At 66.7% G+C, this 20,393-nt stretch carries 19 protein-coding genes; all 19 read left to right on the forward strand.

The window, feature by feature from the left end; translation table 11 throughout:
• Nucleotides 1–100: 100 nt before the first annotated feature.
• The 19 genes from K32_RS22300 to nusA all read left to right on the forward strand — a co-directional run bounded on the left by K32_RS22300 (nucleotide 101) and on the right by nusA (nucleotide 20,368).
• Nucleotides 101–2,881 (forward strand): [protein-PII] uridylyltransferase, encoded by a 2,781-nt coding sequence (locus K32_RS22300; RefSeq protein WP_201401594.1) that lies wholly within the window; start codon nucleotides 101–103, stop codon nucleotides 2,879–2,881.
• 166 nt (nucleotides 2,882–3,047) lie between these two features.
• On the forward strand, nucleotides 3,048–4,613 hold the full coding sequence (gene murJ, locus K32_RS22305) for a murein biosynthesis integral membrane protein MurJ (protein ID WP_201401595.1): 1,566 nt from the start codon (nucleotides 3,048–3,050) through the stop codon (nucleotides 4,611–4,613).
• Between the two features lie 62 nt (nucleotides 4,614–4,675).
• Entirely contained in the window at nucleotides 4,676–5,719 is a 1,044-nt protein-coding gene (gene trpS, locus K32_RS22310; RefSeq protein ID WP_201401596.1) for a tryptophan--tRNA ligase, read from the forward strand.
• 57 nt (nucleotides 5,720–5,776) lie between these two features.
• Nucleotides 5,777–6,271, forward strand: coding sequence for a universal stress protein (locus K32_RS22315; RefSeq protein WP_201401597.1), 495 nt, complete (start codon nucleotides 5,777–5,779; stop codon nucleotides 6,269–6,271).
• Nucleotides 6,272–6,392: 121 nt separating this feature from the next.
• Entirely contained in the window at nucleotides 6,393–6,950 is a 558-nt protein-coding gene (locus K32_RS22320; protein ID WP_201401598.1) for a NifU family protein, read from the forward strand.
• Between the two features lie 46 nt (nucleotides 6,951–6,996).
• A complete protein-coding gene (gene tsaB / locus K32_RS22325) occupies nucleotides 6,997–7,659 on the forward strand; it encodes a tRNA (adenosine(37)-N6)-threonylcarbamoyltransferase complex dimerization subunit type 1 TsaB (protein WP_201401599.1) in 663 nt (220 codons plus the stop codon).
• Entirely contained in the window at nucleotides 7,656–8,144 is a 489-nt protein-coding gene (locus tag K32_RS22330) for a GNAT family N-acetyltransferase (RefSeq protein WP_201401600.1), read from the forward strand. Before tsaB ends, K32_RS22330 begins: the two co-directional genes overlap by 4 nt.
• A gap of 26 nt (nucleotides 8,145–8,170) precedes the next feature.
• Nucleotides 8,171–8,635 carry a Fur family transcriptional regulator gene (locus K32_RS22335; protein WP_201401601.1) on the forward strand — a complete coding sequence of 155 codons (465 nt, stop codon included), beginning with the start codon at nucleotides 8,171–8,173 and terminating at the stop codon, nucleotides 8,633–8,635.
• Nucleotides 8,635–9,477 carry a 1-acyl-sn-glycerol-3-phosphate acyltransferase gene (locus K32_RS22340; RefSeq protein ID WP_201401602.1) on the forward strand — a complete coding sequence of 281 codons (843 nt, stop codon included), beginning with the start codon at nucleotides 8,635–8,637 and terminating at the stop codon, nucleotides 9,475–9,477. The genes K32_RS22335 and K32_RS22340 overlap by 1 nt, the downstream gene beginning before the upstream one ends.
• A gap of 75 nt (nucleotides 9,478–9,552) precedes the next feature.
• A complete protein-coding gene (gene miaB / locus K32_RS22345) occupies nucleotides 9,553–10,959 on the forward strand; it encodes a tRNA (N6-isopentenyl adenosine(37)-C2)-methylthiotransferase MiaB (protein ID WP_201401603.1) in 1,407 nt (468 codons plus the stop codon).
• Between the two features lie 50 nt (nucleotides 10,960–11,009).
• Entirely contained in the window at nucleotides 11,010–12,038 is a 1,029-nt protein-coding gene (locus K32_RS22350) for a PhoH family protein (protein ID WP_201404617.1), read from the forward strand.
• Complete coding sequence (gene ybeY / locus K32_RS22355) at nucleotides 12,035–12,532, forward strand: rRNA maturation RNase YbeY (protein ID WP_201401604.1); 498 nt, start codon at nucleotides 12,035–12,037, stop codon at nucleotides 12,530–12,532. The genes K32_RS22350 and ybeY overlap by 4 nt, the downstream gene beginning before the upstream one ends.
• 156 nt (nucleotides 12,533–12,688) lie before the next feature.
• Entirely contained in the window at nucleotides 12,689–13,546 is an 858-nt protein-coding gene (locus tag K32_RS22360) for a hemolysin family protein (RefSeq protein ID WP_244669686.1), read from the forward strand.
• Between the two features lie 75 nt (nucleotides 13,547–13,621).
• The gene (gene lnt / locus K32_RS22365; RefSeq protein WP_201401605.1) at nucleotides 13,622–15,259 is read left to right on the forward strand and encodes an apolipoprotein N-acyltransferase; all 1,638 of its coding nucleotides are present in this window, start codon (nucleotides 13,622–13,624) and stop codon (nucleotides 15,257–15,259) included.
• Between the two features lie 149 nt (nucleotides 15,260–15,408).
• Complete coding sequence (locus K32_RS22370) at nucleotides 15,409–15,822, forward strand: helix-turn-helix domain-containing protein (protein WP_201401606.1); 414 nt, start codon at nucleotides 15,409–15,411, stop codon at nucleotides 15,820–15,822.
• Nucleotides 15,823–15,992: 170 nt separating this feature from the next.
• A complete protein-coding gene (gene metK, locus K32_RS22375; RefSeq protein WP_201401607.1) occupies nucleotides 15,993–17,183 on the forward strand; it encodes a methionine adenosyltransferase in 1,191 nt (396 codons plus the stop codon).
• On the forward strand, nucleotides 17,180–17,878 hold the full coding sequence (gene trmB, locus K32_RS22380) for a tRNA (guanosine(46)-N7)-methyltransferase TrmB (RefSeq protein WP_201401608.1): 699 nt from the start codon (nucleotides 17,180–17,182) through the stop codon (nucleotides 17,876–17,878). The genes metK and trmB overlap by 4 nt, the downstream gene beginning before the upstream one ends.
• 227 nt (nucleotides 17,879–18,105) lie before the next feature.
• Nucleotides 18,106–18,723, forward strand: a complete 618-nt coding sequence (gene rimP, locus K32_RS22385; protein WP_201401609.1) for a ribosome maturation factor RimP — start codon at nucleotides 18,106–18,108, stop codon at nucleotides 18,721–18,723.
• Between the two features lie 43 nt (nucleotides 18,724–18,766).
• Complete coding sequence (gene nusA / locus K32_RS22390) at nucleotides 18,767–20,368, forward strand: transcription termination factor NusA (protein ID WP_201401610.1); 1,602 nt, start codon at nucleotides 18,767–18,769, stop codon at nucleotides 20,366–20,368.
• Nucleotides 20,369–20,393: the final 25 nt, after the last annotated feature.

A 20,393-nucleotide genomic window follows, 5' to 3' on the forward strand; every position in this document is an offset into this window, starting at 1 on the left:
CCCGCTGGGGCCGGAGCCCGCGCCGACGCGACTATTGGCGCGGGTCCGAAAAGCGGTCTAGGTTTCGGCCACTTGCCACGATCCAGGGCCGATCGCCTCCATGACCAGCAGATCCGAGACAGCGCTCCTCGACGGCCCCTCGCTCGCCGAGGAACTCTATGCGATGGCGCCGGGGCTCGACAAATCGGCGCTGCGGTCGGCTGTGCTCGCCCATCTGAAGCAGACGATGAAGGCCGGCCGGGCCGAGGCCGAGGCGCAGCTGATCGCCGACGGCCATGGCAGCGCCTGCGCGCGCCGCCTGTCGCGCCTGCAGGACGAGATCATCGGCGCGATCTACGAGGTGGCGGTCCGCCACGTCTATCGGGCCGAGAACCCGACCTCGGCCGAGCGCATGGCGCTGGTCGCGGTCGGCGGCTATGGCCGCGGCATGCTGGCGCCTGGCTCCGACATCGATCTGCTGTTCGTGCTGCCCTACAAGCAGACGCCCTGGGGCGAGAGCGTCGTCGAGTTCGTGCTCTACATGCTGTGGGATCTCGGCCTGAAGGTCGGCCACGCCACCCGCAATGTCGACGAATGCATCCGCCTGTCGCGCGGCGACATGACGATCCGCACCGCCATCCTGGAAGCGCGCTTCCTCTGGGGCGACCGGCATCTCTTCGACGAACTGACCCAGCGCTTCGACACCGAGGTGGTGAAGGGCACCGGGCCGGAATTCATCGCCGCCAAGCTCGCCGAGCGCGACGACCGTCACCGCAGGCAGGGCGCCTCGCGCTATGTGGTCGAGCCGAACGTCAAGGAGGGCAAGGGCGGCCTGCGCGACCTGCACACGCTGTTCTGGATCGCCAAATATTTCTACCGCGTCCGCTCCGGCGACGCGCTGGTCGAGGCGGGGCTGTTCTCGCGCTCGGAAATGGCGCTGTTCCGCAAGTCGGAGGATTTCCTCTGGTCGGTGCGCTGCCATCTGCACTTCCTGACCGGACGGCCGGAGGAGCGGCTCTCCTTCGACGTGCAGCGCGAGATGGCGGTCCGCCTCGGCTACACCTCGCATCCGGGCATGAAGGATGTCGAGCGCTTCATGAAGCACTACTTCCTGGTCGCCAAGGATGTCGGCGACCTGACGATGATCTTCTGCGCCGGCCTGGAGGAGGAGAACGCCAAGCCGACGCCGCTCCTGAACCGGTTCTTCACCTTCGGCTCCCGCCGCCGCCATCGCAAGATCACCGGCTCCAGCGATTTCGTCGTCGAGCACGACCGCATCAACATGGCCTCGCCGGACGTCTTCAAGCGCGATCCGGTCAATCTGATCCGCATCTTCCATCTGGCCGACAAGCACAACCTCGCCTTCCATCCCGACGCGATGAAGCAGGTGACGCGCTCGCTGAAGCTGATCGACGCGAAGCTGCGCGACGATCCGGAGGCCAACCGCCTGTTTTTGGAGCTGGTCGCTTCGCGCAACCAGCCCGAGGTGGTGCTGCGGCGGATGAACGAGGCAGGCGTGCTCGGCCGCTTCGTGCCGGATTTCGGCAAGGTCGTCGCGATGATGCAGTTCAACATGTACCACCACTATACGGTGGACGAGCATCTGATCCGCTCGATCGGCGTCCTGTCGGAGATCGATGCCGGCGATCGCGCCAGCGAGCATCCGCTCGCCAATTCGGTGATGCCGACGATCCAGGACCGCACCGCGCTGTATGTCGCGATGTTCCTGCACGACGTCGCCAAGGGCCGGCCGGAGGATCATTCGATCGCCGGCGCCCGGGTGGCGCGCAAGCTCTGTCCGCGCCTCGGCCTGACGCCGGCGCAGACGGAGACGGTCGCCTGGCTGATCGAGCATCACCTCCTGATGAGCATGACGGCGCAGTCGCGCGATCTGGGCGACCGCAAGACGATCCAGGATTTCGCGGCCGTGGTGCAGAGCCTGGAACGGCTGAAGATGCTGATGGTGCTGACCATCGCCGACATCAAGGCGGTCGGTCCCGGCGTCTGGAACGGCTGGAAGGGGCAATTGCTGCGCACGCTCTACTACGAGACCGAGCCCTTGCTCACCGGCGGCCACAGCCAGGTGTCGCGCGACGAGCGCGTCGCCGCCGCCAAGGCGGAGCTGGCCGAGGCGCTCGCCGACTGGCCGGCCAAGGAGCTCGACACCTATCTCGATCGCCACTATCCGGCCTACTGGCTGCGCGTCGACCTGCCACGCAAGATCGCGCATGCGGCGCTGATCCGCGACGCCGACCGCTCCGGCAGGACCCTGGCGACGGCGGTCACGACGCGCGCCTTCGAGGCGATCACCGAGATCACGGTTCTGGCGCCGGACCATCCGCGCCTCCTGTCGATGATCGCCGGCGCCTGCACCGCCGCGGGCGGCAACATCGTCGACGCGCAGATCTTCACCACCACCGACGGGCTCGCGGTCGACACCATCTTCATCGCGCGCGAATTCGAGACCGACGCCGAGGAGACGACGCGGGCGCTCAAGGTCGGCGCGCTGATCGAGCAGGCGCTCTCCGGCGCCGTGGCGCTGCCGGAGGCGATCGCCAAGAAGGCGAAGTCGCGCGCCCGCATCAAGGCCTTCACCGTCGAGACGCAGATCCTGCTCGACAATTCCTGGTCGAACCAGTTCACCGCGATCGAGGCCTCCGGGCTCGACCGGCCGGGCCTGCTCTACGACCTGACCCGCTCGATCTCGGATCTGAACCTGAACATCGCCTCGGCCCATATCGTCACCTTCGGCGAGCGGGCGGTCGACGTCTTCTACGTCACCGACCTGACCGGCCGGAAGGTGATGAACGCCAATCGTGAGGCGAGCATCCGCCGTCGCCTGCACCAGGCGTTCGAGGGCCTGCCGCCGGCGGAGAAGCCGGCCGCGAAGAAGGCCGGCTGAGGCGGAAAGCGGTCGCGCGCGGCTTCGTTTCCAAAAGCGCGCGACGGGAACGCGACGGCCGTCGCTCGGCCTTCGCTTTGCCTTGATTTTCTCGCAACCAAGGGTCTAACTCGGCCCGCTCGCGGGCGCGGGCGACGTGTTCCTCCTTCCGATCCGCCAGGTGGCAATGTCTCTCCTGAAAAACTTTGTCACCGTCGGTGGTTCGACGACATCGAGCCGGCTTCTCGGCTTCGTCCGCGACATGTTCATGGCGGCGGCGCTCGGCACCGGGCCGGTGGCGGACGCGTTCATGGTCGCCTTCCGCTTCCCAAACCTGTTCCGGCGGCTGTTTGCCGAAGGCGCTTTTTCCTCCGCCTTCATTCCGTTGTTCGCCGGCAAGCTCGAGGCCGAGGGCCGCGACGCGGCCAAGGAGTTTGGTTCGGAGGCGCTGTCGGCGCTGTTCGCCTTCCTGATCGTGCTGACGGTGATCGCGCTGATCGCCATGGTGCCGCTCATGTACATCATGGCGCCGGGCTTCGTGTCGGATCCGTCGAAATTCGATCTCGCGGTGCTGCTGACCCGGATCTCGTTCCCCTATCTGACGCTGATCTCGCTGCTGGCGCTCTATAGCGGCGTGCTGAACGCGGAAGGGCGTTTCATGGCGGCGGCGATGGCGCCGGGCCTTCTCAATGTCGTGCTGGTGGCGGCGCTCGCCTACATCCTGTTCTACAAGCTGGAGAACACGGCCGAGGCCGGTATCCTGCTCTCCTGGGCGACGCTGATCGGCGGCGTCTTCCAGCTGGCCGTCGTCGTCTTCGATGCCTGGCGGACGGGCATGCTCCTGAAGCTGCGCTGGCCGCGCCTGACGGCCGGGGTCCGCCGGCTGACGACGCTCGCCGTGCCTGGGATGATCGCCGGCGGCGTCACCCAGATCAACATCGTCATCGGCACGATGATCGCCTCCTTCGCGCCGGGCGCCATCGCCATCCTCGGTTATGCCGACCGCCTGTATCAGCTGCCGCTCGGCATCGTCGGCGCCACCATCGCCGTCGTCATGCTGCCGGACCTGTCGCGCCATGTCCGTTCCGGCCGCACGGATCTGGTCCACTACACCCAGAACCGCAGCCTCGAATTCGCGATGACGCTGACGCTGCCGGCGGCGATCGCGCTGTTCGTGCTGGCCAAGCCGATCGTGCAGGTGCTGTTCCAGCGTGGCGAGTTCGGGCCGGAGGACACGCTGGCCACCGCCCACACGCTGATGGGCTATGCCGTCGGCCTGCCGGCCTTCGTGCTGATCAAGGTGTTGTCGCCCGGCTTCTTCGCCCGCGAGGACACCAAGACGCCGATGTGGTTCGCCGCCATCGGCGTCGCCGTCAACATCGTCGGCTCGCTGGCGCTGTTCCCGTCGCTGACCTATGTCGGCATCGCCATCGCCACCAGCATTTCGGGCTGGGTCAATGCGGCGCTGCTCGGCTGGGCGCTGCACAAGCGCGGGCACTTCCTCTTCGACGACAAGGTCCGGCGCAACCTGCCGATGGTGCTGGTCGCGGCGATGGCGATGGGACTTTCCGTCTTCCTCGTCGCCTGGTGGGCGGAGCCTTATTTCGCCGACCAGCGCATCCTGTTCCGCGCCGCCGCGATGGGCACGATCTGCGCGATCGGGCTGGTGCTGTTCGCCATGTTCTGCCAGCTGACCGGCGTCGTGCATTTCGGCACCATCCTCGGCAAGCTTCGCAACCGCAGGAGTCGCTAACCTTCCGCGCTTGCGCGCATTGCAACGCCGCGCCATAACGCGCCGGAAAAACGGGGTTTCTGATGACCGAATTCAAGACGCGCATCTTTTCCGGCGTCCAGCCGACCGGCAATCTCCATCTCGGCAACTATCTCGGCGCGATCGTCAATTTCGTCGCCCTGCAGCACGAGAACGAGTGCATCTACTGTGTCGTCGACATGCACGCGATCACCGTCTGGCAGGAGCCGACGGAGCTGGCGCGGCAGATCCGCGAGGTGACGGCCGCCTTCGTCGCCGCCGGCATCGATCCGGTCAAGAATGTCGTCTTCAACCAGAGCCAGGTCTCGGCCCACGCGGAACTGGCCTGGATCTTCAACTGCGTCGCGCGCATCGGCTGGATGAACCGCATGACGCAGTTCAAGGACAAGGCCGGCAAGGACAAGGAGAACGCCTCGCTCGGCCTCCTCGCCTATCCGAGCCTGATGGCCGCCGACATCCTCGCCTATCAGGCAACGCATGTGCCGGTCGGCGAGGACCAGAAGCAGCATCTCGAGCTGACGCGCGACATCGCGCAGAAGTTCAACAACGACTATGCCGAGTCGATCGCCGCCCACGGCTTCGGCGACGCCTATTTCCCGATCACCGAGCCGGTCATCACGGGGCCTGCGACCCGCATCATGTCGCTGCGCGACGGATCGAAGAAGATGTCGAAGTCGGATCCGTCCGACTATTCGCGCATCAACCTCACCGACGACGCTGACGCGATCGCGCAGAAGATCCGCAAGGCGAAGACCGACGCCGAGCCGCTGCCCAGCGAGGCCGAGGGCCTGAAGGGGCGTCCCGAGGCGGACAATCTGGTCGGCATCTACGCCGCGCTCTCCGGCCTTTCCAAGGACGCGGTGCTCGCCCAGTTCGGCGGCCAGCAGTTCTCCGGCTTCAAGCCGGCGCTGGCCGATCTCGCGGTCGAGAAGCTCGGCCCGGTTGGCGGCGAGATGCGCCGCCTGATGGCCGATCCCGGCCATATCGACGCGATCCTCGCCGACGGCGCGGCGCGGGCCGACGCCATCGCCCGGCCGATCCTCGATGGCGTCAAGGACGTCGTCGGCTTCATCCGGCGCAAGTCGTAAGCGCATGACGGGGACCGGCGTCTTGCGGCGCCGTTCCGCCGATGGCAGCATTGAAGCATGCTGATGAAGCGAAAGAGCACCGAGGCCGGTCACCGCCGCAAGTTCCTGGCGGTGATCGACGATACGCCCGAATGCTCGCGCGCCGTGATCTATGGCGCGCGGCGGGCGGAGCGGACCAGCGGCGCGCTGGTCCTGCTCTATGTGATCGAGCCGTCCGGCTTCCAGCACTGGATCGGCGTCGAGAACATCATGCGCGCCGAGGCGATGGAGGAGGCGGAGACGACGCTCGGCCGATTCGCCGACCTCGCCAGGCGCCATTCCTCGATCGAGCCGGAAATGGTCATTCGCGAAGGCACGCGGGCCGAGCAGATCACCGCTCTGATCGAGGAGGACGAGGACATCGCGATCCTGGTTCTCGCCGCCGGCACCGACAAGGAAGGGCCGGGTCCGCTCGTTTCCTCGATCGCCGGCAAGCACTCGGCGACCTTCCCGGTGCCGATTACCATCGTGCCGGGTACGCTTTCCGACGACGACATCGCCGCCATCGCTTGAAACCTGACCCCAAGACTACGATTTTGACGGCGAGGTCGTGTTTCCGCTTGGACGGACCCGCGACACTGGCTATCATGCCATTCTAGAAATCTTCTAAACAAGTTCGGACGGAGCCCGCATCATGTTCATCCAAACCGAAGCGACGCCGAATCCGTCGACCTTGAAGTTCCTGCCCGGCCGGCTCGTCCTGCCGGAGAGCACCGCCGATTTCCGCGACGCCGACGAGGCCGAGCGGTCGCCGCTGGCCGAGCGCCTGTTCGCCGTCAACGGCGTTGCCGGCGTGTTCCTCGGCCACGACTTCATCAGCGTGACCAAGAAGGACGGCGAGTGGCAGCACATGAAGCCCGCCATCCTCGGCGCGATCATGGAGCACTTCATGGCCGGCGTGCCGGTCATGGCGACGCTGAAGCCGCATGCCGGCGACGAGGAATTCTTCGACGAGGGCGATGCCGAGCTGGTCGAGACCATCAAGGAGCTGATCGAGACGCGCGTGCGTCCCGCGGTCGCCCAGGATGGCGGCGACATCACCTTCCAGGGTTACCGGGACGGCGTCGTCTATCTCAACATGCGCGGCTCGTGCCAGGGCTGCCCGTCCTCGACGGCGACGCTGAAGCACGGCATCCAGAACCTGCTGCGTCACTTCGTACCTGAAGTGCGCGAGGTCGAGGCCGTTTCCTGATCGCGAACGCTCGACAGCGCGGCTCTCTGGCACTATCCGGGGTCTTATGACCCTGCTCGCCATCGACACCGCCCTCGAGAACTGTTCCGTCGCCCTTGAAGCCGGCGGGACCGTCTTTTTGCGCGAGCGGACGATCGGCAAGGGCCATGCCGAACTGCTGATGCCGGAGATCGCCGCCGTGCTGGCCGAGGCCGGCGTGTCGGCGGGATCGCTCACGCGCATCATCGTCTCGGTCGGGCCCGGCTCGTTCACCGGTTTGCGCGTCGGCATTTCGGCGGCGCGAGGACTGGCGCTGGTCAACCGCATCCCGGTCGTCGGCGTCACGACGCTGGAGAGCCACGCAGCACTTGCCGCGCGGGAGAGGCCCGAGGGAGACGACCGGCCGATCCTGGCGTTGCTGCCGGCGCGCGGCGACGAACTCTACGGCCAGCTCTTCTCCGCCTCGCTGCAGCCGCTCGGCGAAGCGACGCTCGGTTCGATCGAGGCGTTCGCGGCGCTCGCGGTGGACAGGGATGCCGATCTCGCCGGGGCAGGGGCGCTGCGGCTCGAGCGGCCGGACCGGGTCGTCCATGCGCGCTCGGCGCCCGATATCGCCACGCTGCTTGCGCGGGGCGCGGCGCTCGATCCGGCAACGCATCCGCCCAAGCCGCTCTACATCCGGCCGCCTGACGCGCAGCCGCAGCATCACAAGGGAATTCAGCGCCAATGATGGACATGCTGCTTCGCCCGCGGATCATCATCGATCCGGCCGAACCCGCCGACATCGAGGCTCTCGTCGAGATCCACGCGGCTGGCTTCCGGCGCGGCTGGAGCGCCGACGAGATCGAGGCGCTGATCACCGACAAGACGGTGTTCAGCCTCGTGCTTCGCCGCGAGACGCTGTTCGGCGCGCGCCGCCCGCAGGGCTTCATCCTGGTCCGCACCGTCGCCGACCAGGCCGAGGTGCTGACCATCGCCGTGGCGCCGTCGAGCCGGGGGCGCGGTTATGGCCGCCAGCTGATGGAGGAGGCCCTGCGCAGCCTCTATCGCGACCTGGTGCCGGAGATCTTCCTCGAGGTCGACGAGGGCAACCAGAGCGCCGTGCGCCTCTATCAGTCGCTGGGATTCCTCGAAGTCGGCCGGCGAAAGGGTTACTATAGCGATGGCAAGGGGCCGGGTGGCACGGCGCTTGTCTTGCGGCTGCAGCTCCGTTGAGCAATGGGATCAAGGTGGGGCAGGAGATGAGTGTGACGCCAGAGCTTCAGCATCCGACGACCCTCGAAGACGCTTGCGTCGAGAAGGGCATGCGCATGACCGAGCAGCGCCGCATCATTGCGCGCGTGCTCGATGTCGCGACCGATCATCCCGATGTCGAGGAGGTCTACCGCCGCGCCTCGGCGATCGACCCGCGCATCTCGATCTCCACCGTCTACCGCACGGTGAAGCTGTTCGAGGACGCCGGCATGATCGAGCGGCATGATTTCCGCGACGGCCGCAGCCGTTACGAGATGGTCTCGGACGAGCACCACGACCATCTGATCGACCTGCGCAGCGGCGACGTCATCGAATTCCGCAGCGAGGAGATCGAGGCGCTGCAGGAGCTGATCGCCAAGCGTCTCGGCTACCGGCTCGTCGATCATCGGCTCGAGCTCTATGCCGTGCCGATCGACGACAAGTCTGCCAAGGGCGCCAAGGGCGGCAACTGATGCGCTGGCTCCGGCGCGCCGGCGTTCTGGTCTACCTGCTGCTGGTGACGCTGGTCCTGCTGCCGGTGCAGTTGTTCGCGATGCGGTTTCGGCCGCGCCTCGCCGCCCGCGTGCCGATGTGGTGGCAGCGCGCCGCCGCGCGCAGTCTCGGGCTGAAAGTGCGGGTCGAGGGCAAGCCGGCCGGCGACCGGCCGCTGCTGATCGTCTCCAACCACGTCTCCTGGGTCGACATCGTCACGCTCGGCAGCGTGCTGCCGGTTTCCTTCATCGCCAAGAACGAGGTCGCCGGCTGGCCGGTGGTCAGCTGGCTGGCCAAGCTGCAGCGGAGCGTCTTCATCGATCGCACGCGCCGGACGGCGACGGCCGCCTCGAACAGCGCGATCGCGGCGCGGCTCGCCGGCGGCGAGGCGCTCGTGCTGTTCGCGGAGGGCACTACCGGCGACGGCATCGAGGTGCTGCCCTTCCGCAGCGCCCTGGTCGGCGCCGCGCGCGACGCCGGCGGCGGGGCTCCCATCACGGTGCAGCCGGTCGCCATCGTCTATGTCGGCTTCCAGGGCCTGCCGATCGAGCGTTCGCGCATGGCCGACATCGCTTGGCACGGCGACATGGATCTCGCCCCGCATCTGGCGGCGATGATCGACATCGGCGCCATCGATGCCGTCGTGGCGTTCGGCCAGCCGATCGCCTTCGGGCCGGATACGGACCGCAAGCAGGTGACGGCGAAGGCCGAGGCGGAAGTGCGGGCGTTGGTCCGTTCGGTCAAGGCGCGCGGCGTCCGGAACATGACGGTCACGGCAGCGTCACCGGACGCGGCTATTCTCAGCGAGACAGAAAGCAGCTAGGAAGGGCAGGCGACGGCAAAATCCGTCGCGGGCGATCATGCCAGAGCCAAACCGTGGCGGTAGATAACCGGATCAATGACCGGAACCCAGGAAAAGAAGCGCGTCTTCATCAAGACCTACGGCTGCCAGATGAACGTCTACGATTCCGATCGTATGACGGATGCGCTGGCAAGCGATGGCTACGAAGCGACCGATAGCGCCGAGAACGCCGACCTCGTCCTCCTCAATACCTGTCACATCCGCGAGAAGGCGGCCGAGAAGGTGTATTCCGAGCTCGGGCGCCTGCGCGTGATGAAGGAAGAGGCGGCCCTGAAAGGCCGTACCGTGACGATCGGCGTCGCCGGCTGCGTCGCGCAGGCCGAGGGCAAGGAGATCGCCCGGCGCGCGCCGGTGGTCGATCTCGTCGTCGGGCCGCAATCCTACCAGCATCTGCCGCAGCTCCTGCGCGATGTCGCGAAGGGCAAGCGCGCGGTCGAGACCGAATTCGCCATCGCCGAGAAATTCGACCGCCTGCCGGCCGCCTCGAAGGAGCGGACGCGGGCGCGCGGCGTCACGGCGTTCCTGACCATCCAGGAAGGCTGCGACAAGTTCTGCACCTTCTGCGTCGTTCCCTACACGCGCGGCGCCGAGGTTTCGCGCCCGGTCGAGAAGATCGTGCAGGAAGCCGAGCGGCTGGCCGATGCCGGCGTGCGCGAGGTGACGCTGCTCGGCCAGAACGTCAACGCCTGGCACGGCGTCGGCACGGACGGCCGCGAATGGGGCCTGGGCGAGCTCCTGTTCCGCCTGGCCGAAATCCCCGGCCTCGATCGGCTGCGCTACACGACCAGCCATCCGCGCGACATGGAAGACAGCCTGATCGCCGCCCATCGCGATCTGCCGTCGCTGATGCCCTATCTGCATCTTCCCGTTCAGGCCGGCTCCGACCGGATCCTCGCGGCGATGAACCGCAAGCACAAGGCGGACGACTATCTCCGCCTCGTCGACCGCATTCGCGCCGCCCGCACCGACATCGCGCTGTCGTCCGACTTCATCGTCGGCTTCCCCGGCGAGACCGACGCCGATTTCGAGGCGACCATGCGGCTGGTCGAGACGGTCGGCTATGCCGCCGCCTATTCGTTCAAATACAGCCCGCGCCCCGGCACGCCCGCCGCCGGCCATGACAACCATGTCCCGGAAGCGGTGATGTCGGAACGGCTGCAGCGCCTGCAGGCGCTCATCCTCGACCAGCAGACCGCGTTCAACCGCTCCAAGGTTGGCGAGACGCTGGATATCCTGTTCGAGAAGTCCGGCCGGCTTCCCGGCCAGCTCATGGGCCGTTCGCCCTTCCTGCAGGCCGTGCTGGTCGATGGCGATGCCGAGCGCATCGGCACGATCGGCCGGGTCACCATCGACAGCCTCGGGTCGAATTCGCTGTTCGGCACGCTGGCGGAGCCGGTTCCCCCGTCGACAAAGGAAAGCCATCTCGTGGAGGTCATTTCGTGAATGCACGCTCCAATACGCCGTCCGGTCATCCGGCTGCGCGAGGCGCCGACATGGCGCATGCCTCCGATATCGCCCATGTCGTGATCGCCTTCGACGATAATCGTCTGGCGAGCGAGCTCCTGGGCCAGTTCGACCAGAACCTCGCCATCATCGAGCAGAAGCTCGGCGTCGAGGCGGTGGCGCGTGGCAACCAGGTGACGATCCGCGGCCGGCCCGAGGCCTGCGCGCAGGCAAGGCTGGCGCTCGACCTGCTCTATGTCCGCCTGCAGCAGGGGCACGAGGTGGGTCCCGCCGACGTCGAGGGTGCCATCCGCATGGCGGTCGCCGATGACGAGCAGCTCTCCCTGCCGAGCCTGGAGCCGAAGGGCCGGCTCGCCATGGCGCAGATCTCGACGCGCCGCCGTACCGTCATGGCCCGCAACCCGGCCCAGGACGCCTATATCCGCGCCATGGACCGCGCCGAGCTTGTCTTCGGCATGGGGCCTGCCGGCACCGGCAAGACCTATCTCGCCGTCGCCTATGCTGCGGCGCTGATCGAGCGCGGCGACGTCTCGCGGCTGATCCTCTCGCGCCCCGCCGTCGAGGCGGGCGAGCGGCTCGGCTTCCTGCCCGGCGACATGAAGGAGAAGGTCGATCCCTATCTCCGCCCGCTCTACGACGCGCTCTACGACATGATGCCGCCGGAGAAGGTCGAGCGTGGCCTGACCTCGGGCATGATCGAGGTCGCCCCGCTCGCTTTTATGCGCGGCAGGACGCTGGCGAATGCCGTCGTCATCCTCGACGAGGCGCAGAACACCACCTCGATGCAGATGAAGATGTTCCTGACCCGCCTCGGTGAAGGCTCGCGCATGATCGTCACCGGCGATCCGACCCAGGTCGACCTCCCGCCGGGCCAGGTCTCCGGCCTGGTCGAGGCGAGCGAGCTGCTGCGAGACGTGCCCGGCATCGTCCAGATCAAGTTCACGGACGTGGACGTCGTCCGCCATCCGCTCGTCGGCCGCATCGTGCGCGCCTATGACAAGGCGCCGCCCCGGCAGGTTCCGCAGGCGCGTCCCGCACGCGCGGGAGGCTCCGCATGAGCGGCGAGACGCTGCCGATCGCCATCGACCTGCTGGTCGAGGCCGGCGACTGGCCGGACGAGGACGAACTGGCTCGGCTGGTGGCGGGCGCCGTCGAGGCGAGCTTCGCCATCGGCCGGCTTCCGGCCGTCAAGGGCTCGGAACTGTCGGTCGTCTTCACCGACGACGAGCATGTGCGCCAGCTCAATGCGGACTATCGCGACAAGGACAAGCCGACCAACGTGCTGTCCTTTCCCGGCAGTCCGCCGGATGCCAAATTGTTCGGACCGCTGCTCGGCGACATCGTCGTTGCACGTGAAACAGTGGTCGCCGAGGCCCTCGAACAGGGGCTGGCATTCGAGGACCATCTGACCCATCTGGTGGTGCACGGGTTGCTTCACCTCTTCGGGCATGATCATCTGGAGGATGACGAAGCGGAACGCATGGAGTCTCTGGAGACGGAGATCCTGGCGCGCCTCGGCATCGCCGACCCCTACGCCGAAAGCGCGCTGTGATGGCGGCGGTAGCGAAACCACTGAAAACGACGGACGATGAGTGACACTGAGACGCCCGGTTCGAGCGCTGAATCGAACCCTGAACCTCCAAGTAGTCAGACCTCCGCGCCGGAGCCGCGCGAGGTCGAACGCGCCCCGGAAAGCTGGCTGGACCGCTTGCGCCAGGCCGTTGGCCTGAAGGCCCCGGGCTCGCTCCGCGAAGACATCGAGGATGCGCTGGACGCCGGCGAGGAGGACGATACCTTCTCGGCCGAAGAGCGCCGGATGCTGCGCAACATCCTGAAGCTGCGCGAGGTGCGCGTCGACGACGTGATGATCCCGCGCGCCGACATCTTCGCCCTCGACGTCGACAAGACGATCGGCGAAGCGGTTGCCGCCTTCCGCGATTCCGGCCATTCGCGCATGCCGGTCTATCGGGAATCGCTCGATGACCCGATCGGCATGGTCCATATCAAGGACCTGATGGACTACATGATGACGGCGGCGACGGCCGAGGGCGGGCTCGATCTGAGCCGCGTCGATCTCGGCGTCGGCCTGTCGCAGGCGTCGGTCATCCGCGAGGTCCTGTTCGTGCCGCCCTCGATGCATGCGACGACGCTTCTGTCGACCATGCAGGCCAAGCGCGTCCAGATGGCCGTCGTCATAGACGAATATGGCGGCACCGACGGTCTCGTCTCGCTCGAGGACGTCGTCGAGATCGTCTTCGGCGATATCGAGGACGAGCATGACGACGAGGCGCCGATGATCACGCAGGAGCCCGACGGCGCCTATCTCGCCGATGCCCGCGCCGATCTCGACGATCTCGAGAAGGTGCTCGGCACAAGGCTCGATCTCGGTTCCGAGCATGACGATGTCGACACGCTGGGCGGCTTGGTCTTCACGCTGCTCGGCCGCATTCCCGCTACCGGCGAGCGGATCGACGTGCCGGGCGGGCTGGAGTTCGAGATTCTCGAATCCGACCCGCGCCGGGTGAAGCGTCTGCGGATCCGCCGCCCGGACGCGGCCGCGGCTTGACCGCCGCCCGGGTCTCCCGCATCCATGTCGGCGCCGCGCCATCCGTGGCGCTGCGCCGATAGCAGACGGGAGATCATGGTCCTTCGCTCCAATTCTCCGATCGCGCCCGCCGGCGGCCGCCTTCGCTGGCTGGCGTCCGGCTGGTCGCGGCTCGCGACGGCCTTCGGCGCCGGCGCGCTCTCGGCGCTGGCCCTGCCGCCGCTCGGCTGGTTTCCCGTTCTCTGGCTGACGCTGCCGGTCTTCGTCTGGCTCCTGGACGGGGCGACCAGCCCGCCCGGCGCCTCGCTGCTGGCGCGGGCGCGGCCGGGCTTCGTGACCGGCTGGAGCTTCGGCTTCGGCTATTTCGTCGGCGGCCTCTGGTGGATCGGCGCCGCCTTCCTGGTCGATGCGGCGGAGTTCGCCTGGCTGATGCCGCTCGCCGTGCTGGCGCTGCCGGCCGGGCTCGCCCTGTTCTGGGGCGCGGGCGCCGCCGTCGCGCGGCTCTACTGGCCGCCGGGCTGGCGGCGCGTCGTCCTCCTCGCCGTCTGGCTCAGCCTCGCCGAATATCTGCGCGGGCATCTTCTGACCGGCTTCCCTTGGAACGCCTTCGGCTACACGCTGATGCCGGTGCCGCTGATGATGCAGGTGGCGTCGCTGGTCGGCGTCTGGGGCGTGACGCTCCTGGCCTTCCTCGTCTTCGCCGCGCCGGTGCTGCTGTTCGGGCGTGACGGCGGCGAACGGACCGCCGATCGCTGGGCGTTCGTCGTGCTGGCGGCGCTGTTCGTGGCCGATCTCGGCTATGGCGCCTGGCGTCTCGCCTCGGCCGACGCGACCATGGTGCCCGGCGTTCGGCTGCGTCTCGTCCAGCCGATGATCGCGCAGGACGAGAAATGGGCTTCCGGCCGGGACGACGAGATCCTCGGCCGCTATCTAAGCCTCAGCGCCAAGGGCATGCAGGACGGCCAGCCGCCGCCCTTCACCCATCTGATCTGGCCGGAGACGGCCTTTCCCTTCCTGCTCGCCGAAAAGCCGAACGCGCTCGCCACGATCGGCGCGCTGCTGCCGGAAGGAACGACGCTGATCACCGGCGCCGCGCGGGCCGAAGCGGTGCTCGGCGAGGAAGTCGAACCCCGGGTTTTCAACAGCCTGCAGGTAATCGATTCCGCCGGCGTCATCCGCGACAGCTACGACAAGGTCCACCTCGTGCCGTTCGGCGAGTACCTGCCGTTCGAGGGGCTGTTCCGCCGGATCGGGCTTCGGCAGATGGTGGCGCTGCCGGGCGGCTTCGACGCGGGCAGCCGCGCCGCCACGATCGCCGTGCCGGGAGCGCCGGCCTTCGGGCCGCTGATCTGTTACGAGATTATCTTCCCCGGCGCCGCGATTGACCCGCAAAATCGGCCCGGATGGCTGGTCAACGTGACCAATGACGCATGGTTTGGCGATACACCGGGACCTTGGCAACACTTGCATCAGGCAACCATACGTGCCGTAGAGGAAGGTTTGCCGGTGGCAAGAGCTGCTAATTCCGGTATATCCGCAGTTATAAATCCATATGGTAACCTTATTGCTGACCTTGGTATCGGGTCGTTCGGCGTGTTGGATGCTCCGCTACCGAGTGCGCTGCCAGCAACCATCTATTCAACTTATCGTGACCACCTCTATTTCGCCTTGATCATACTGGCATGGGTTGTGAGTTCTACTGGCCGTTTCACCCGGACTAAACAGCGCAATTGACACGCTGAAGGTGTGGTTGCATTTTGCGGACGGGCGGGGCTTGTATAATCGGCGATCGATGCCGGATGTGAGTGCAGGCACGTACGGCCGGTGGGAGCGTGGCTCAGTCAGGTCTGGTACGTATCGCATGGGTCTAGGAGAATAAGCCCTTGATGGCTAACAAAAAGCAGCCCAATCCCGTTGATATGCACGTGGGTGGGCGCGTCCGGCTCCGCCGGATGATGCAGGGAATGAGTCAGGAGAAGCTGGGCGAGAGCCTTGGCATCACCTTTCAGCAGATCCAGAAGTACGAGAAGGGCACCAACCGCATCGGCGCGAGCCGGTTGCAGCACATTGCCCAGGTCTTGGAAGTTCCGGTCTCCTTCTTCTTCGAGGATGCGCCGGGTTCGTCCAACGACAGCGGCTTCGCGGAATCGCGGCCCGCGGCCTTCGTGACCGATTTTCTCACGAGCACCGAAGGGTTGCAGCTGAACAAGGCCTTCATCCGGATCAAGGATCCGAAGGTTCGCCGGCGCATCGTCGATCTGGTTCGCGCCGTGGCTGGCGAAGAAGCGGAAGATTGAGCCGGCTATCGCTCTGAACGGGCCAGGCGCAGAAGTTTGTTCCCCAAAAGGGCCATTCCGCGCCAACTCGCCCTTTGCGGCTTGACCCGCTGAACGTACTGGCTAAAAAAGCTCATCGGTTTTCGCCGGGGCACCCTGCTCCGGCCATTTTCTGCGCGGGGTCCGGTTCAGTGTCGAGAACGTCCTACCTGTTCACGAGTGAGTCTGTTTCCGAAGGGCATCCCGACAAGGTCTGTGACCGCATCTCCGACGAGATTGTCGATGCTTTCTTCCGCATCGGCCCGGAACAGGGCTGGGATCCCAGCCATCTCCGTGTCGCTGCCGAGACTTTGGCTACCACCAACCGCGTGGTGATCGCGGGCGAAACCCGCGGCCCGGCGGCCATTACCCGGGATCTGGTGTCCCACATCGCCCGTCTGGCGATCAAGGATATCGGCTACGAGCAGGACGGCTTCCATTGGGAGACGGCCAATGTCGACGTGCATCTGCACGCGCAGTCGGTCGACATCGCCCAGGGCGTCGACTCGGCCGGCAACAAGGACGAGGGTGCCGGCGACCAGGGCATCATGTTCGGCTATGCCTGCTCGGAGACGCCGGAACTGATGCCGGCGCCGATCTTCTACGCGCATCGCATCCTGAAGCGCCTGTCCGAGGCGCGCCGCTCGGGCGAGACGCATGCGCTCGGCCCCGACGCCAAGAGCCAGGTCACCGTCCGCTACGAGAACGGTCAGCCGGTCGAAGTCACCCAGATCGTGCTTTCGACCCAGCATCTCGACGAAAACCTGAGCTCGAATGACGTCCGCTCGATCGTCGAGCCCTATATCCGTGAATCCCTGCCGCAGGGCTGGATCAACGACAAGACGATCTGGCACGTCAACCCGACCGGCAAGTTCGTCATCGGCGGGCCGGACGGCGACGCGGGCCTCACCGGTCGCAAGATCATCGTCGACACCTATGGCGGCGCGGCTCCGCATGGCGGCGGCGCCTTCTCCGGCAAGGATCCGACCAAGGTCGATCGTTCCGCCGCCTATGCCGCGCGCTATCTGGCCAAGAACGTCGTCGCCTCGGGCGCCGCGTCGCGCTGCACGATCCAGCTTTCCTACGCCATCGGCGTGTCGCAGCCGCTGTCGATCTATGTCGACCTGCACGGCACCGGCCGGGTCGACGAGGCCAGCGTCGAGAAGGCGCTCGCCGAAGTGATGGACCTGTCGCCCCGCGGCATCCGCGAGCATCTCCAGCTCAACCGTCCGATCTATGCGCGCACCTCCGCCTACGGGCATTTCGGCCGCGCGCCGGAAGAGGATGGCGGCTTCTCCTGGGAGCGGACCGACCTCGTGGAACAGATCCGTAAATCCCTGTGACCGTCGCCGACCACGCGTCTCGACGCGATTCTTTCTATGGCCGGCGCAAGGGACACAATCTCCGCGCCGGTCAGGCCGAAACCCTGGCCGATGTGCTTGCCCGCCTCAGCGTGGATACGTCCGAGCCGGCGCCGAAGGCGCTGGCGGAGCTGTTCGCGGCGCCGGTCGGCGACGTCGTGCTGGAGATCGGCTTCGGCGGCGGCGAGCATCTCGTCCACCGCGCAACGACCGAGCCGGCCATTGGCCGCATCGGTGTCGAGCCCTTCGTCAATGGCATGGCCAAGGCGGCTTCCGCCATCGATGCCGGCGGCCTGACGAATGTCCGTCTGTTCGACCGCGATGCGGCGGAGCTGCTCGACTGGCTGCCGCCGGCGAGCCTCGCGGCGATCGACCTGCTCTATCCCGATCCGTGGCCAAAATTCCGGCACTGGAAGCGGCGCTTCGTCTCCGAGAAGAACCTCGACCGCTTCGCGCGCGTCCTGCGCCCGGGCGGCCAGTTCCGCTTCGCCTCCGACATCGAGTCCTATGTCGAGTGGACGCTCCTGCATGTCCGCGACCACGCGGAATTCCGCTGGACCGCCCGCGATGCCGACGACTGGCGCAAGCCCTGGGCCGGCTGGCCCGGAACCCGCTACGAGCAGAAGGCCTTTCGCGAGGGCCGGCAGGGCAGCTACCTGACCTTCGAGCGCCGCTGAGCGGCTTCAGGATGGCGGATCGCCAAGGCGATCCGGCCGGAAAACGCGCCGCCGCTGCGTCACCGCCGTAGCCTGGAACGGCGGCCGAGCCGCTTTTGCTTGCATTCCAGCGCTTCTGGGCCTATACGGCACTCATTCATCTCAAACGTTCGGTTCGTAAGAGAGAGTGGACCTCCGGGCCCGCTCCGGCCGGATGCACCCTACGAGATCACGCACGGAGCAACCTTTTGGCGGACATCGCCCCGGAAAACGAAGCACGCATCGTCACCGAGACCGGGCTCGACGCCCGCGTCGCGGAGATCGTCGAACCCATCATCGAAGGGCTCGGCTACCGCCTGGTGCGCGTCAAGATTTCCAACCGCAACGGCCAGACCGTGCAGATCATGGCCGAGCGGCCGGACGGCACGATAACGGTCGAGGATTGCGGCGCGATCAGCCGGAACATCTCGCCGGCGCTCGATGTCGAGGATCCGGTTACGTCCGCGTACCATCTGGAAGTATCATCGCCCGGCATCGACAGGCCGCTGGTCCGCCGTTCGGATTTCGCCCGCTGGGCCGGCCACATCGTCAAGATCGAGCTGAGCGCGCCCATCGAAGGGCGCCGGCGCTATCGCGGCGTGCTGCTCGGCCTCGACGGCGACGCGACGGGCCTGAAGCTCGAGGATGCGCCGGAAGGCGCGCCGGACCGGGTGCTGCTGCCGCTCGACGCTATCACCGACGCCAGGCTGGTCATGACCGATGCCCTGGTCGCCGAGACGCTGCGCGAGGCCAAGCGCCTCCAGCGCGTCGAAGGCGCCGACGACATCGACGACAATGATTTGACGGATGAGACCAGCGACGCGTGAAGCGCGGCGCCGGCAACAAGATCAGGTTAACGGAGACAGGACGATGGCAGTCAGCGCCAACCGCCTAGAACTTCTGCAGATCGCCGACGCGGTTGCCCGCGAGAAGGTCATCGATCGGCAGATCGTGATCGCGGCCATGGAAGATGCGATCCAGAAGGCGGCCCGCTCCCGCTACGGTTCGGAGACCGACGTCCGCGCCGAGATCAACCCGAAGACGGGCGAGATCCGGCTGCAGCGCCTGCTTCAGGTCGTCGACGTTGTCGAGAACCCGGCCGTCGAGATCTCGCTGGAGCTGGCGACCGACCAGAATCCCGCCGCTCGCGTCGGCGACTACATCGCCGAAGCCCTGCCGCCGATGGATTTCGGCCGCATCGCCGCCCAGTCGGCCAAGCAGGTCATCGTGCAGAAGGTCCGCGAGGCCGAGCGCGATCGCCAGTTCGACGAGTTCAAGGATCGCATCGGCGAGATCGTCAACGGCCAGGTCAAGCGCGTCGAATACGGCAACGTCATCGTCGATCTCGGCCGTGGCGAAGGCATCGTCCGTCGCGACGAGATGATCCCGCGCGAGGCGTTCCGCTATGGCGACCGCATCCGCGCCTATGTCTATGACGTCCGTCGCGAACAGCGCGGCCCGCAGATCTTCCTGTCGCGCACCCATCCGCAGTTCATGGCGAAGCTGTTCGCGCAGGAAGTGCCGGAGATCTATGACGGCATCATCGAGGTGAAGTCGGTCGCCCGCGATCCGGGTTCGCGCGCCAAGATGGCCGTGATCTCGCGCGACAGCTCGATCGATCCGGTCGGCGCCTGCGTCGGCATGCGCGGCAGCCGCGTCCAGGCCGTCGTCAACGAGCTCCAGGGCGAGAAGATCGACATCATTCCGTGGTCTCAGGACGCCGCCACCTTCATCGTCAACGCGCTGCAGCCGGCGGAAGTCGCCAAGGTCGTGCTCGACGAAGACGCCGCGCGTATTGAAGTTGTCGTCCCGGATGACCAGCTATCCCTTGCGATCGGTCGTCGCGGCCAGAATGTCCGCCTCGCGTCGCAGCTCACGGGTTGGGATATCGACATCCTGACCGAGCAGGAAGAATCCGAGCGCCGCCAGAAGGAATTCCAGGAGCGTTCCGCGCTGTTCAACACGGCGCTCGATGCCGACGAAGTCGTCGGCCAGCTGCTGGCTTCCGAAGGTTTCGCCTCGCTCGAGGAAATCGCGTTCGTCGAACCCGAGGAACTCGCGTCGATCGAAGGCTTCGACGAGGAAACCGCCGCCGAGCTGCAGCAGCGCGCCCGCGATTATCTCGACAAGCTCGAAGCCGAGCATGACGAAGAGCGCAAGTCGCTCGGCGTCGCCGACGAGCTCAAGGAAATTCCGGGTCTCACCAGCTCGATGCTGGTCGCGCTCGGCAAGGACGGCGTCAAGACGATCGAGGATTTCGCCGGCTACGTGCCGGACGACCTGGTCGGCTGGGCCGAGCGGAACGAAGGCGAGACCACCCGCCACGGCGGCGTGCTCGACGGCTTCAGCCTGACCCGCAGCGACGCCGAGAACATGATCATGACGGCTCGCGTCAAGGCGGGCTGGATTACCGAAGAGGAAGCTGCGGCTGAGCAGGAAGCAAACGCCGAAGGCGAAGAGGCTGAGGCCTGAGCCCGTTCTGAGCGCGGAGAAACGA

It is taken from the genome of Kaistia sp. 32K, from assembly GCF_016629525.1.
Classification (GTDB): domain Bacteria; phylum Pseudomonadota; class Alphaproteobacteria; order Rhizobiales; family Kaistiaceae; genus Kaistia.